The sequence below is a fragment of the Paraglaciecola sp. T6c genome, from assembly GCF_000014225.1.
Lineage (GTDB): Bacteria > Pseudomonadota > Gammaproteobacteria > Enterobacterales > Alteromonadaceae > Paraglaciecola > Paraglaciecola atlantica_A.
On the sequence record NC_008228.1, the window covers coordinates 3,406,929 to 3,418,992 of the forward strand.

The 12,064-nt window shown below is 45.3% G+C and carries 11 protein-coding genes; 4 read left to right on the top strand and 7 right to left on the bottom strand.

Annotated elements, in window-relative coordinates:
- Positions 1 to 188: 188 nt before the first annotated feature.
- From PATL_RS14355 to PATL_RS14375, 5 genes are all read right to left on the bottom strand, one after another.
- Positions 189 to 500, bottom strand: coding sequence for a hypothetical protein (locus PATL_RS14355; protein WP_011575576.1), 312 nt, complete (start codon positions 498 to 500; stop codon positions 189 to 191).
- A 231-nt stretch (positions 501 to 731) separates the two neighbouring features.
- Positions 732 to 1,436 carry a tRNA (adenosine(37)-N6)-threonylcarbamoyltransferase complex dimerization subunit type 1 TsaB gene (gene tsaB, locus PATL_RS14360; RefSeq protein WP_011575577.1) on the bottom strand — a complete coding sequence of 235 codons (705 nt, stop codon included), beginning with the start codon at positions 1,434 to 1,436 and terminating at the stop codon, positions 732 to 734.
- Positions 1,433 to 3,556: an ATP-dependent DNA helicase gene (locus PATL_RS14365; protein ID WP_011575578.1), complete on the bottom strand. Its 2,124-nt coding sequence runs from the start codon at positions 3,554 to 3,556 to the stop codon at positions 1,433 to 1,435. Before PATL_RS14365 ends, tsaB begins: the two co-directional genes overlap by 4 nt.
- A 133-nt stretch (positions 3,557 to 3,689) precedes the next feature.
- Complete coding sequence (locus PATL_RS14370) at positions 3,690 to 5,042, bottom strand: alpha-amylase family glycosyl hydrolase (RefSeq protein ID WP_011575579.1); 1,353 nt, start codon at positions 5,040 to 5,042, stop codon at positions 3,690 to 3,692.
- Positions 5,043 to 5,161: 119 nt separating this feature from the next.
- Positions 5,162 to 6,307: a hypothetical protein gene (locus PATL_RS14375; protein ID WP_011575580.1), complete on the bottom strand. Its 1,146-nt coding sequence runs from the start codon at positions 6,305 to 6,307 to the stop codon at positions 5,162 to 5,164.
- Positions 6,308 to 6,503: 196 nt separating this feature from the next.
- Between PATL_RS14375 and PATL_RS14380 the strand changes: the two genes are divergently transcribed.
- Positions 6,504 to 7,247 carry a flagellar basal body L-ring protein FlgH gene (locus PATL_RS14380; RefSeq protein ID WP_011575581.1) on the top strand — a complete coding sequence of 248 codons (744 nt, stop codon included), beginning with the start codon at positions 6,504 to 6,506 and terminating at the stop codon, positions 7,245 to 7,247.
- Positions 7,248 to 8,438 (top strand): flagellar assembly protein T N-terminal domain-containing protein, encoded by a 1,191-nt coding sequence (locus tag PATL_RS14385; protein WP_011575582.1) that lies wholly within the window; start codon positions 7,248 to 7,250, stop codon positions 8,436 to 8,438.
- A 452-nt stretch (positions 8,439 to 8,890) separates the two neighbouring features.
- On the opposite strand, the gene PATL_RS23090 is transcribed toward PATL_RS14385, so the two are convergent.
- A complete protein-coding gene (locus PATL_RS23090) occupies positions 8,891 to 9,076 on the bottom strand; it encodes an SEC-C metal-binding domain-containing protein (protein ID WP_011575583.1) in 186 nt (61 codons plus the stop codon).
- Between the two features lie 377 nt (positions 9,077 to 9,453).
- Here PATL_RS23090 and PATL_RS14390 point away from each other — a divergent pair, with 377 nt between their 5' ends.
- Positions 9,454 to 10,368 carry a homocysteine S-methyltransferase family protein gene (locus PATL_RS14390; protein ID WP_011575584.1) on the top strand — a complete coding sequence of 305 codons (915 nt, stop codon included), beginning with the start codon at positions 9,454 to 9,456 and terminating at the stop codon, positions 10,366 to 10,368.
- Positions 10,369 to 10,528: 160 nt separating this feature from the next.
- On the opposite strand, the gene PATL_RS23095 is transcribed toward PATL_RS14390, so the two are convergent.
- Complete coding sequence (locus tag PATL_RS23095; RefSeq protein ID WP_011575585.1) at positions 10,529 to 10,903, bottom strand: cysteine-rich CWC family protein; 375 nt, start codon at positions 10,901 to 10,903, stop codon at positions 10,529 to 10,531.
- Between the two features lie 296 nt (positions 10,904 to 11,199).
- Here PATL_RS23095 and PATL_RS14400 point away from each other — a divergent pair, with 296 nt between their 5' ends.
- Positions 11,200 to 12,015 (top strand): hypothetical protein, encoded by an 816-nt coding sequence (locus PATL_RS14400; RefSeq protein WP_011575586.1) that lies wholly within the window; start codon positions 11,200 to 11,202, stop codon positions 12,013 to 12,015.
- Positions 12,016 to 12,064 lie beyond the last annotated feature (49 nt).

Consider the following 12,064-nt stretch of genomic DNA (forward strand, 5'->3'; position numbering starts at 1 on the left):
GACAAAAATACATCATTGAAACAACGATACTACAGTTCGGGTTAAAGCAGAACTTAACAATAGTTAAAAGGCTTGTATCAAAACGTTACAGTAGCTGGGGTTAATCAAGACAAAAGAGCGTCAGAACGCGAGGAACGTGGAGCAGAATTATTGAACGAGATTAACAGTGATCGGGTTTTGCCAGCCGCTCAAGCGAAGGTATCAACGCCTAGCATTTGTTGAATTTCATTGCGACGTTCTTCTTTGGACACACTCTGGTAGGTATCAATCGCATTTTGTGAACTAAACGTTGAGCTATCATCAGAGCTGGCTTGCTGACGAAATGTCTCAGCCTGATCAAATGCTTCCACCGAGCCACTGCGAATAATCTCTTGCACGTCTTTAGCGCCACCAAGAGCAGATGCCACGTCTTGTTGGGCATTGTCTTGTTGCTTATTACGCTTTACTGCTTTGTCGTTTAATGGACTTTGCAGGGCACTAACGGACGATTCGACTCTCACGTGGCTCTCTTATCAATTGAAAACAAATTCTGTATCGAGCAGTGACATCACTCGATTCGGCAATAGCTTATTTGCCATCTGTTATTTATAGCACAGGTTTAATAGGCTTGACTATTCGCCATACGGTTAAGTGACTTCGCTATTTTTAGCACCTAGGCAGTTTTTGGCACCTAGGCAGTTTCTCGCACCTAGGCAGTTTTACACACCATACCTATTAACCAGCCAAGCCTGTTATTCGCGCCCAGGCAGTTTTTTCCAAGTCACTTTATCGCGCAGGTACACTGGCTCTACCTGTTCGATCTCTTTGGCAAACCCAGCTGTTGCAGCATTTTCAACTAACGGCAGCATATATTTCGCATCGGGGTAAAGCACGCTTTCAAGTATGGTTGGTTTACGCTCATCATTTAATGCAGCCAGTAACGCATCATAGGCGGCCCAACCGGTGCCAACAGCAAACGACAATGAAGTGGATTTCTGCGCAAGGATTTCAGCAGCCTCCTCTGGGGGCAAGACCTGCTCGCTGCCTATCAACATTGCCAAGCCGTTCTGCGCTTGATAGTGAGCAAAGTACACTTCCCCCATTCGTGCATCAATGGCGCAAAATACATCTTGCGCTTGATGTTCGGTTATCGCCTGCTGGGCCATAGCAGCAAGCGTAGAAACACCGACCACGTGTAAATCTGTGCCCAAGGCTAAACCTTGTAAAATTCCAGTAGCAATACGCACCCCAGTAAAGCTGCCCGGGCCTTGACCAAACCCTAAATAGTCAATCTCATTTAGGGTGGTGCTGGCTTCTTTTAATAAACCGTCGATCATAGGCAAAATGCGTTGACTGTGTTGCTGAGGGCAAATTTCAAATTGGTCAAATTGTTGGCCGTTATTAGTAAGTGCAACTGAGCAAGCCTCTGTTGCGGTATCAATGATCAACAGATTCATTGTGCTTCCTTCTTTAAAATATCGTTGGTACCGGTAGCTATGTTTTGACTAACGTTTTGACTAACGTCTCGACTACTGTCATGAGTAATTTCTTGAGAGACAAACTCTTCATTAGCTCGATCCCCTGTGTTTATTGCATTTTGCCGACGTTGATTATCTGCTGTTTTTTTAGCGGCCTTAAGTACTTTCTTCGCTTGCTGAGCATCTTCATGGATCTCTTCAAGAAAGGCTAATGCATTTGGCAAATGTCTCGTGCGTTTCATATCAGGTAAACTACGTAAAAACGTTTTCGCATAGTCTTTGGTCACCAGTCGATTATCACAAATGACCAGCACCCCTCTGTCTGTTTCATCCCGAATTAAGCGCCCTGCCCCTTGTTTTAACGCAATCGCAGCCTGAGGGATTTGCAACTGACCAAAGGGGTTGCCACCGGCTTTACGGCAATCTTCAATTCGCGCTTGTAACAAGGGATCATCCGGTGAGGCGAAAGGCAATTTATCAATCAAAACACACGTTAAATCGTTACCTCTGACATCCACCCCTTCCCAAAATGCACCAGTGCCAAGCAGCACAGCATTGTCGCTTTTTACATATGACTCCAAAAGCGCACGCTTAGTCGTTGTGCCTTGCACTAAAATAGGGTTGTCTACCTTGTCTTCCAACATGCCGGCAATGGCGCGCAAAGTCGCGTGACTGGTGAACAATAAAAAACACCGCCCACCACTGGCCGCTATTAACTTAAGGGAGATATCCAACAAGGTTTGCCGCATTTCTCTGGCATTGGGCTCAGGTAAAAAACGCGGGACACACAACATGGCCTGTTTTTGGTAATCAAAAGGGCTATCCAGCGAAAGTGTTTTAGCGTGTTGCAAGCCCATTTGTCGCTGAAAATGATCAAAAGCATCACCGACCATTAATGTGGCTGAAGTGAAGATCCATGCACGCTCAGGGGTTGAGACTATTTTAGAAAATTTCGCCGCGATGCTCAACGGTGTTAGGTGCAACACTATATGGCGCATGGTGGTTTCATACCACAAGCTCACGCCCTTTTGGTTGGCATCGGTGAGGCGCGTTAGCTTCATTCTGGCATCACTGACTCGCTCAAAAATACTGTCTAAGTCTTTGTCGCGACTCAAATGCAATTTGATCACTTCGTACAACACATCTAACGAGTCAATCAACTTACTGATTTGGGTTTGTACATCATTGCGCGCCAACATTTCTCGCCAATTCCCTTTTTGCGCTTGCTCGGGAAACAATAAACGTAAGTCGGCAGAGATCATTTTGCATTTTTCACCGGCGCTGTGTAACTGCTTAGCGTCTTTTAAAGACGTGCGATACACCAGCTCCAAATCACGGCTTAGGTCGTGCAATTGTCTGCTTGATAGCGCTTCACCAAAATACTCACTGGCAATATCCGGTATCTGATGAGCCTCATCGAATATGACCACATCAGCTTCTGGAATAAGCTCGCCAAAGCCGGTGTCTTTTAGCGCCATGTCAGCAAAAAACAAATGGTGATTGACCACGACCAAATCAGCATCGAGGGCTTTGCGCCGCGCTTTGATCATGTAGCAGTCTTCGTAGTCGGGGCAATCTTTACCTAAGCAATTATCCACCGTAGAAGTCACAAACGGTAAGACTTTGGCATCTTCGGCGAGGGTTTTCATTTCCCCCATGTCGCCGGTTTTAGTCGATGTCGCCCAGCGGCGCACATCAGACAGCTCCACCATGGTTGTTTTGTCAAGTAAGGTACTGCTGCCACCGTGCTGACGCAGGCGGTGCAAACATAAGTAGTTTGAACGCCCTTTTAGCAGCGCAATTTTGCCGTTTACCCCGATGGCTTTTTTAATCAAGGGCAAGTCTCTGTGGTAGAGCTGTTCTTGCAGGTTTTTGGTCCCCGTAGACACAATAGTTTTTTTCTTCGATTGTAATGCTGGCGCTAAATACGCAAAGGTTTTACCTGTGCCGGTACCCGCCTCAACAATCAGTGGGGATTTATGCTCGATAGTCTCTTCTACCGCATTCGCCATATCGGTTTGCGCTTGGCGTACTGTGAATCCGGGGATCGCTTGAGATAAAATGCCATCTTGGGCAAACAGTTTAGAAGACTTGGACATAACGAGCAGCGCACGTACCTTTAAATAAAAAAGAGAGGGATTATGCCAAATTATCGAACGCTTTTCAGAGATTAATCGCCCTTTAACGCATTAATTCTGACGCTGGTATTTCGCTGGCTAATCAGCGCTTAGGTCACGACGTAAAAACCTGCCATCCCCACGCCCCTAGACTTAATTCACACCTATTTGTCAGCTCTATTCGCTCACCGCTCAACCAATCGGTAACTCGCCCAAACGCGATATTCGATAACAGCGATACCGTTAGTGACTCGCCGCTAAAGTTAAGTAGCACCAGCACTTTACTTGTCTCGTCTTGGCGTACAAAACTGAACACTTTGTCGGCATGGGAGTTCATCACAGGGATCATACGTGCGCCCCACTGACCATTGTGCAAGGCACTGTGCGCTTTTTTTAGGGCGATCAAATCAGTATAAAAATCACCTATTTTGTGGGTACGCCAATGGATAGGGTCGCGCTCAAAAAAAGCCAAACGTTTTGGATTACCAGCTTCTTGGCCATTGTAAATCAGCGGCATTCCCTCCCCCAGCACTGACAGCACAATGGCGCACGCTAATGCATCGCCGAATTGCTCAAATTGCGTTCCGTCCCACGCGTTTTTGTCGTGATTACTGACAAAGGTCATCCGCATTGATGCTTTGGGGTAAGTTTTTTCATTCCAAGAATAATATTTGTAAAGTTTACTCAGCGGTAGCTTTCCCATGGCGATGCCGTGCATAGCTTCATTCCACGACCACGCGTAACTCATATCAAATGCGTCGTAGTGCACGTCACGGGCTTCCCATTCAGCCAGCATGAAAACTGGCTTTATGTCACTTAGCTCCTCACGCACTTGGGCCCAAAAGTCTTGGGGAACGAACCCAGCGACATCACAGCGGTAGCCATCTATGTCGGTTTCCTTAATCCAGTAACGCATTGCGCTGGCCATGTAGGCACGAAGTTCAGGTACAGAGTAATCAAAATCGATTATATCGTCCCAGTCCCACCAAGGCGTAGGCGTGAAATCACCCTCGTGGTTTTTGGCGTACCAGTCGGGGTGCTGTTCAACTAAAATATTGTCCCAAGCACTATGATTTGCCACCCAGTCAACGATGACGTAAAAGCCTAACTCGTGTGCGATTTCAACAAAATGGCACATATCATCAAGATCGCCAAACTCAGAGTTTAGCGCGAAGTAATCTTGCACAGCATAAGGACTGCCCAAGGAGCCTTTACGATTTTTTTTACCGATAGGATGAATGGGCATGAGCCATAAAATACTTACACCGAGTTGCTTTAAACGTGGCAAGTGCGCCTCAGCCGCGCTAAACGTACCTTCGGGGGTAAATTGGCGGAGATTGATTTCATAGATAACCGCATCTTTGCACCAGCTTGGCGCTTGGATTTTCACCGGTGACTGGGGCTGATGATCAGTTAAGTTGGACGCATGAGCAGAAGATGAATGAGCAGATGGTTCGGTGTTAGGCATAGAGACTCCAACTTTTTAGCGCGAATGAAAATGGTAGTCTCTTTGCGTATGCAATCATCATGCGTATTTTTAATTTACGCTTGGGTCGCTTTCAAATAATACGGCTAAAGATAGCGCTTTTAGAAAAGACGAGACACAAACTGATAGGCATTCGTCGATTCTTCAATTGGCTCTTCTGTGGTCTTTAACGCTTCTTGTGCGGCCGACGCCTCTATGTTGTCGCCGAAGAACGTACCTGCATAATCGAAATCGACAATCGCATCACTGACCGTTGAGCCAGTTACCCCTTTGACCATCAAATCAGCCGCAGATAAGGCTAAGCCTGTAGGACCACCGTATAAAAATCCACCTGCCAAACTGGCCGCTGCGCTCATCGCTTCGCCGGTCATATCTTGGTAAACACTAGAAACAATGGGCACGTGCTGTGCAATATTTACTGTATCAAAAAATTCATTTAAGCCGAATCCATCCTCACCAAAAGACAGCTCACTCATGTTCTGTAAGAACGAATAACTGGCCTGAACATCCGTCACGGTATTCTTTGACGCAGTTAAGAGGCTAGACTCATCCGTGGTAGTTTGTGAACTGCTGGCTGAGTCAGTCAGACCACTAAACAAACTAGTATGCAAACTGGTCAATAAATTTGACTGCATAGTGGCAAGTGACTCATCCGAAAGTGAGTCGTCCAAAAAAGACGTGCCAATGCCTGCGAGTAGTCCGCTCGTCGAGTCCCCAGTACCGTCAGTGATTGCGCCATCACCTAGCAATCCGCTGAACAAATTAGCATTAAGAGAGGCCATCAATTGTTGCTGAATTTTCGCGATGCTTTCATCTGCACTTAAAGCAGCACTGATAAGCGAGCTACCTGAGGCGATAGCACTCGACGACGCATCGATGGTGTTAGATGACGCAGCGCTACCATCGGTCTCTTTATTACCCGATAAAAGTGAGGAAAATAGACTTGTAGCCGCCACGCCCGAGGCTAGCCCGGTAGTCAAAACGGAGTCACCAGAGCTGCTATTTTGTGCTGTTGAAGTCGCTTTTTGCGTAATGGCGTTAGCCGTATCATTCCCCATGAATTCGCTGGCTGAGCCTTGCAGGCTAGCCAAAATATCCGCAAAATACGCACCAACCCCTGTGCCGCTTCCAAGTGAAGATAAGGCAGTTTCATTTTCTGTTGATTGCGTATCATTGGGTACATTGGATAGTACTGATGTGTTTGGCTCGGTAAATTGACTTAACGAGAATTGATCAATGATGCTCACCCTGTCCCCTGATTAACGTAATTATTTAATTTTCATAGCAATGTCACTCATACCAGACTAATCCAGAACCAAGCAGATAATTTACCTATCTTTGCAAAGTTGACCCTTCATTACACAACCTTGACACAAGTCAGACAGACAAGCTTCAAGCGAATATGCGAACATAATTATTCGCTTTCTATTTGAAGTTAAAGTCATGTTAATCAGAGTCTTAATGCTATCTGTGATGTTCCTTGTCACGGCTTGCAGTACCCCCGTATCGAATGAAGAACAGGTTATCGCCAGTAGCCCTACTAACCCCAATGTGAAGCAACGCGCTATTCAGCCGACGAAGACCGAAATTGAGCGCGGAAACCCTGAATTTCGACCGGTGCGAGTCGACCCTTTCCCTGCGGTTAAAGTACCTACTGGTTCGCTGTTTGATCCCGACAACTTAGTCGGTTTGTATCAACGCAATAATCGTTACCGTGTAGGGGACATGATATTAGTTGAATTGGCTGAGAAGACCTCGTCCAAGAAAACCTTGAATTACAGCCGAGATAAAAGCGGTAATTTCACACTTGATCCTGTCACCGTGAAAGCAGGTCCGCTGCAAATCAATGGTGATAAACTTAATGCGGATTTTGAGCAAGAAAACGAGTTTGATAGCTCAGCAGAAACCAAGCAAGACAATTCCTTAGAAGGTGATGTCACGGTTTACGTGCTTGAAATCATGCCCAACGGAAATTTACTCGTGGCCGGTGAAAAGTGGATGACGCTAAATAAAGGTGAAGAATTCATCCGTTTTTCCGGGGAGATTCGCCCTACAGATATCAGCAACGACAACACCGTCAGTTCCGTAAAAGTGGGTAATTCACGTATCGAATTTAGCGGCAAAGGCGAGCAACAAGACAATCAAGAGTCATCTTTGTTAGGCAAACTTTTCGGTATTTTAGAATAAATGAACGCGTTACGCCGAGCACTTTTTGCTTACTTACTTCCTCTTCTCGCGCTTGGTTTATACAGTCAGCAAACCCTAGCGGTATGGTACCAAGGGAATGCACAGTTGGCCGTAGATGGGGTTGATCTTAACGTTATTCGCGCGGCGGCGATTAAAAATGCCATTGCCGATGCTTCTTTTCAGCATGGCATCATGATCACCGCCAAAGACATTTCACTCGATGGATTATTGCAAAGCAGCAAAACCGAATTGCGCAGTGAAGGTAAAATCAGGCGCGTCGAAATTCTCAGTGAAGAAGTTATCGATGATGTTTTACACGTGTACGTGAAAGTCGATATTGAACCCCTTTTTGACTGTAGCCATGACAACTACATGCGCGCTTTGCTTGTTACCCAACTGCCCGTGCTAAAACCTGCTCAAGCCAGTTACGGCGCTATTTTTGATCTAGGGCCACAGGTCAGTAAACGTGTAGAACAGCAATTATTCTCGGATGAGTTGGTGGCAAAAGTACAACTGATTAATCAGGTATTTATTCCTAAAAGCGTGCTGCAAGAGCCTACCTTTGGGTATATTTCCCAGACCGCTCGTCATCTGGCAAATCAATATCACAGCCAATTTGTGCTGTTTGGCTATATCAGAGACATTAGTCTTTTTGAGCAAACCACTAAAGGCTTGATCAGCGATGATGTGGCCCTTAGGCGCAACTTCACTATGCAACTGTATTTATTTGATGCCTTTAACAACAAGATGCTGGTGAATCAAAGTTATCATGGCGAAGCAGATTGGAGCTTTGATGCCACCTACCCGGTCGATACTTACAATAGCCTTTTTTGGCGCAGCGATTACGGCCGCGTCGTATTGAACACGATCAATAGCGCGGTCATTGATATCAGCAACACTCTCACCTGCCAGAAATCACTTGGCCAAATCATTCACAAAAACAATCAACAGATAGTGATTAATATTGGTAGTGAAATGGGCGTCGCAAGCGGAGACAGGTTTCAACTGATTAAAAGCGAAGCCATACCCGGTCAAAATGGTGATATGTTCAACACATTGACCAACGAAGACGAACACGTATTAACCGTAGTCAGTGTAGATGCACAAACCGCCACGTTGACCAGCAAAGACGCCAGCCTTTTCAACAACAGCAATTTGTTTGACCTCGTCAGCCCGCTTGCGGGCTATTAAGAGCAAGTCCGCTTGCGAGGTATCAAGAGCAAGCCCTCTTGCGAGGTATTAAGAGCACTCCCACCTGACGGCTCTTAAGGAAAGTTGAATCAGGGCCGAAACGAGAACCTCATATAATCGAAGAATGCATGAGACTTTTCTGCTCCTCATTGCTGACTCACATGTGGTTTCTAAACCAGATTGCTATCGTGTTTGTCACTTCATCATAGTGCAACAATAAATCGTGGCCACCGGTTCCAAGTTTCACACATTCAAAGGCGTTTCCGGCCTCTTCAAGTGCTTCCTCCATATTAATCGATTGCTTAAGAGAATCGCCTAATCAGATACACCCACGACAAAAAACGCTCGAATGTTTCATGGGTATCTTTATATTTTAACGGCTATCATTCAAACGATTTGGCCAGTCCCTTTTGAATTTACGCTGAGTGGGTAATTACTTACTCGAATTAATATTAGGCATTTTTACCGCAACACTTTTTATATTTACGTCCGTTCCCACAGATACATGGGTCATTACGCCCTACTTTTGATGTGGCTCGCACAAATGGACTAGAAGGTGGACAACAACTCGTGTTGGTACAACCTGACCCTTTGGCCGCGACAGATTGGTTCGATCCGCTTTCGGTATTCTGATTCATATTTTCTATTCACCCTCTTTCAAAATTTACACACTGATTTTTAACGCCGAATTTAAATGCTAGGTCCACTTATCACCCTATAGAAAATAACAACATTTCTAAACCCCAAGCTTACTTAATTTACCTATAAAATGGTGCCCTGTATAGACTTAGACCAAGCGCTTTCATTAGCCTCGACCAACACTGGCGCTGTGAAAAACGTGGACTCCAATTTTGGCCCCGCCAAAACACGCTAAGTAGATTAAATAGCGCATTGACACTCATGACATACCCAATGACAAAAATACGCATCGTTACCCACTGAACTTAACACCGAAATAAGGCATCATGTGGTGCTGTTTCGTGACGTTACCAATATTCAAATTGTAGGAAGTTTAATGAGTGCGAGTACAAGTGCGAGTAAAAGTACAATTACCATACTAGATGGCGGCATGGGCCAAGAATTACTGCGCCGAAGTTCCCGCGACGTCACCCCTATGTGGTCGGCTGACATTATGCTTAATGAACCAGAGCTAGTCAGAGATTTACATCGGGAGTTTATCAACAGCGGTGCTCGCGTCATTACACTCAACACCTATACCGCTACCCCACAACGCCTTAAGCGTGAAAACCAATTTGAGCAATTTGTGCATTTACATGATGCGGCGATGCGCGCCGCTCAAGAAGCGATTGCGCTTACCCAAAGAGATGATGTAATGATTGCCGGTAGCTTGCCGCCGTTGGTGGCAAGCTATCACCCTGAAGTGTCTTTATCGTTTGAAGACTCGCTGGTGAGCTACCGTCAATTGGTAGCATTGCAATCGCTTGGCAGTGATATCTTTATTTGCGAAACAATGTCGTCGATTTGTGAAGCCCAAGCGGCCTGCACGGCGGCCAAAGAAAGCGGCAAACCCGTTTGGGTAGCGTTTACAGTCAGTGACACTGAGCCAGATCAGCTGCGCAGCGGCGAATTATTAAAAGACGCACTGGACGCATTAAAAGCACTTTCGCCAGATGCCATAATGCTCAATTGCAGCTTACCAGAGGCCATCAGCGCTTGTTGGTCTTTAATGCAACAATCGAATGCGAAAATAGGGGCCTACGCAAATGGTTTTGTCTCGATCGATGCGTTATACCCTGGCGACACAGTAGAAGAATTAGAAATGCGCAAGGATATGAGCCCAGAACAATACGCTGCTCATGCAATGCATTGGGTGCAAAACGGTGCTTCTATCATTGGTGGTTGTTGTGAAATTGGCCCCGACCACATCAAGGCGCTACACAGCAAGTTGCAAAGTGAAGGCTTGATATAAGCCTTTCCCTTTAAAGGCCAATGGTACTTGGACGTGTGGCCGTGACGTACAACACTACACTATTCACTATGCCCGCTTAAGAGACTATTTAGGTTCTTTAGCGCCATAGGTTTAATGGGAAGGGGTTATATGAAAAACAGTTCCGAGATTAACCACTAGTTTAACCACTGCAATACCTTTGCTGAAAAGCCACTGGGTCACTTTCAAAAGCGTTAACACAGCGCTGACAAATGCAATGCCTGTGTTGACTGCTAGCTGGCACCAAATCAATCAGAGACTGTGGTATTTTTTGCGCAAAACACCAACAGGGTGCAGATTGCGCAGGCGACAAAGACATGCCTCTCTCAGGAGGTAATTGATCAATGGAAACACCAGCATTTATAGTCCTAGATGAAACCCCATCAACCAGAACACTTTTCACCTGAGCATTCTTAATTTGAGCGCTCAAACACCTATTACCCAGCTGGCAAAATGGGCAGCGCGTATTCACATCAGCAAGGACATCTTCAGGCGGGAAGTTACGGGATAGTTTCATTCATATAACCAAATAGTGTTCTCCTTTTGCGCTTAGTTTAACCTAAGCAACATTATTATGACGCGAAATTATGGTCCGAAATGATGACGCGAAAAGTTTTATTACCATTGTAAATAGTAATAACTTCACCGAAGACTGGATAATCGGTAAGAATACACTCCACAAGGTGTATTGCGTTTTGAGGCTAACAAATCCATTTTTAATAGCAAAATATGCTAACAAAGCTATGCGACCAGCTCGCTAAGTCAATTGCAATTACGTACATTAATAGCACTTTCTATGCTTAAGGAATAACCATGAAAAGATCTTTATTGCTACCTCTCATATCAATACTATTCGTATCATTTTCCTCCGCAGCTTCAATGATGAAATTCGCATTTACCGGCCAAGTAACGCAAGTAGAAAACAATGCCAGTCAAGTGTGGGATCCAATCGAATTAATTGGCGTTGAGATAACGGGTTATTTTTTGATGGATGTTGAGCGCGCCTCTCACGGTCGTGAAGAAACCTCGTTCTACTGGTGGGATAATATCGATTATGGACCTGGCGCACTGGCTTCGAGTATCAATATCGCCAATCAAACCTATTCAATATCTGGTGAAAACGACTACAACGCGCTGCATAGCGGTTGGAATACCAATGAGTACTTAGAATATTACAGCGGCTTAGATCAATTTAATAAGCCTGTAACAGACTCGCTTTACCTGAGCGATAACGAAAATATTGAAACCCAAACTCCCCAAGGTGACTTGTATTTTAGCCAACGAATTTCCATTGACTTCTCAGACAGCGTGAATGATTTCTTGCAAGACTTCGGTCCTAGCATCGGCGGTGTTGAGCCCCAACCGAATTGGCTTCAAACTTTTATCTGGGAAAATGATGGTAGTGATAATAATGGTAAGGCAGGTTCAGGACTGTTCTCTTATAACCAAACTCTATTACCGCTATCGGGTGGCAGAGATAGCCAATTTGACTCTAGTTTAAGGTTCAATTTATCTCGTGTAGTCGCTAGCCCAGCGACAGCTGTTTCTGCACCTAATCTGATATGGATCTTTTCCTGTGCCATGCTTATTTTATATTCAAGAAGTGTCATTGCGACGAGACTAAAGTGACATAAAGTTCCCACCCGCCTATTTAATCAGCGGGCATTATTCGACCAAT